The organism is Congregibacter sp. (genome assembly GCF_965660375.1).
In the GTDB taxonomy this organism is placed as follows: domain Bacteria; phylum Pseudomonadota; class Gammaproteobacteria; order Pseudomonadales; family Halieaceae; genus Congregibacter.
Map to the genome: position 1 here is coordinate 1 of NZ_CBFHZO010000127.1, position 2,276 is coordinate 2,276.

General features: G+C 58.3%; 2 protein-coding genes. Both read right to left on the reverse strand.

Annotated elements, in window-relative coordinates; all coding sequences use genetic code 11:
- Nucleotides 1-193 precede the first annotated feature (193 nt).
- Nucleotides 194-667 (reverse strand): MarR family winged helix-turn-helix transcriptional regulator, encoded by a 474-nt coding sequence (locus ACTG3T_RS13410; RefSeq protein ID WP_439102789.1) that lies wholly within the window; start codon nt 665-667, stop codon nt 194-196.
- Between the two features lie 73 nt (nt 668-740).
- Nucleotides 741-2,276, reverse strand: a 1,536-nt coding sequence (locus ACTG3T_RS13415) for a tetratricopeptide repeat-containing sulfotransferase family protein (RefSeq protein WP_439102790.1), incomplete at its 5' end; no start/stop codon positions are given.

The following is a 2,276-nucleotide window of genomic DNA, read 5'->3' on the forward strand; positions in this document are numbered from 1 at the left end:
CGGCCAACAACACGCGCCTGACCCTGCAGTGGATGGACGAAATTCAGGGGGTTTATCGCGACGCAATGACAGACCTCCTGCGCGTCAACCGGGAGCGCCAGGATCGCATGCGTCTGCTGCGCCGGGCAGACCGGCCGGGGTGGTAGCAGAGCCAGAGTAAGTACTCGAGGCCGTATCCGGATCGTTTCGCGCCTTAGTGAAGCTCGGGATGATCGGTCAGCAGCGGCGCTGCGTCGAGGTCTTCTGCATCCATCATCAGCGCAATGCGCTCAAGGGATGATACCAGTTGATGCTGCTCCCAACTGGGTAGGGCTTCGAAGCGTCGCGAGAAGCTTTCCTGCAGCGGCTTGGGCGCCTCCAGCAGCACCTCGCGACCGGCTCCCGTGAGCGATACATGGACCCGACGCTTATCCACATTGCTTCTTTCGCGGTATAAGAGCCCCCTTTCTTCGAGTTTAGAAACGATGGCGGTGATCGTAGCCTGACTGAGGCTGACAGCGTTGGCCACTTCGGTGGCTGTCAGGCCGTCATTGGCATTTACCGCCCGCAGTACCATGAGCTGCGGCGCCGTAATTCCCACAGACTTGCCTAGTTTGCGAGAATGAATACTGGTCGCGCGCAGAATGCGGCGCAGGGATACCAGCACGTCATCAAGTAAATCTGCCATCAACGTATTTCCCGAATGTGTTCCTGAATGTATTTCCGAATATGTTCCTGATTGTGTTGCCACGAGCAGAAGCTCACGCCTCTCCGTCGCCCAGGGCGGCGCGGAGAGGTGTTAACCATGGTGTGAAATTCTGCCACTGCTCCACGGCATCGCGAAACAGTGGCTGGCGGACCTGTTCTGATGAGGGGGTGCGCACCGGGCGGTCATTTTCGTAGTAACGCAGGCAGCGCTCCTCGAAGGGGAGCCCCAGAAAATCGAGAAGTCGGCGAAGCTCTCCCTCAAAATCATCCAGCAATGCCTCATGCTGCAACCGGTGCACGCTGCCTGGCAGCACCGTGTCCCAGTGCGTCATCAGGCGTTCGTACTGCCGGTAGTAATGTCCCAGATCAGCCAGGTCGTAGCTGAACTCCTGCCCCTCGGCAAACAGCTGCTTGAAGTTGCTGAAGCAGCAGGCCATGGGCTCTCGACGGGCATCGATAATCCTGGCGCGAGGGAGTATGAGCTTAATCAGGCCGATGTGCCTAAAATTATTCGGCATTTTGTCGATAAAAAACGGGGCGTCGCCGCGGTGGACCCGCGTGTCTTCAATGAATTCTTCACCGAGCTTTTGCAGTTCATCGGCGCTCATATCCGCGAGAATGCCCGGGTAGCCCGGTGTTTCATCAGCACTGTTGCGCTGTCTTCTGAGGCGCTGGGCGAGGGAGAGAATATTGGGGAGTTCCCGCGTGCCGTCTACCTGGCTGTGCGTTGCCAGAATCTGCTCCAGCAGGGTGCTTCCCGCCCTGGGCATGCCCACAATAAAAATGGGATCTGGCGTATCGCAGCCCTTCGCCCCCTGTGCTTCAACTAATTCGTGCGTGAAGCCCTCGCACTGGGCATCGACCTCGCGCTCAAAACCCGCACTTTGGTAGTTAAGACTCGCCCGCTTGAGGCCGTTGCCCAGCGCATAGTTCTTGAAGGAATGTTCAAAATCACTGCGATCCTCAAAAGCCTTACCCAAAGCGAAGGCCAGATAAATCCGATCAACAAGGGGAGGGTTGGCGGCAAGCTGAGTCTGCATCTTCTCTAACTGCCCATTGTCGAACTGATAGGTTTTGAGGTTGGCCAGGGCGTACCAGGCCTCGCCACCGCCGAGCGCCGCGGCGCTGGCGGCCTCATAGGCACTGATAGCCTCAGCGCCCGAACCCAGCGTTTTCAGCGCATGGCCCTTTGAGGTGAGGGTGATGGCGTCGCCCGGCAGTCGTTCCAAAATACCGTCAAAGCCCGCAATGGCCTCCTCGTAGCGACCCAGCTGTAATAGCTCGATGGCTTTGAGGGATTGAAACTGCAGGTTTTGAGGCGCCGTACGGAGAAGGTGCTCCGCCTGCTCCAGCGATGCTTCAAAGCGTTGGCGCTTACTGAGCACGCGAATGAGATCAATGCGCAGAGCGACGTTATCCGGGTCCAGCTCACAGGCGGTTTCGAGGAGAAAGTTTGCTTCCTCCAGCGCGCCCAGGCGGGAGCCAATGTCGGCCAGGAGTCGCATGCCCTCGGTATGACTTGGCGCCTGCATAAGAAACTGCCGACAGAGTTGTTCTGCCTTGAGGATTCGACCCTGGGCGATAAGGTC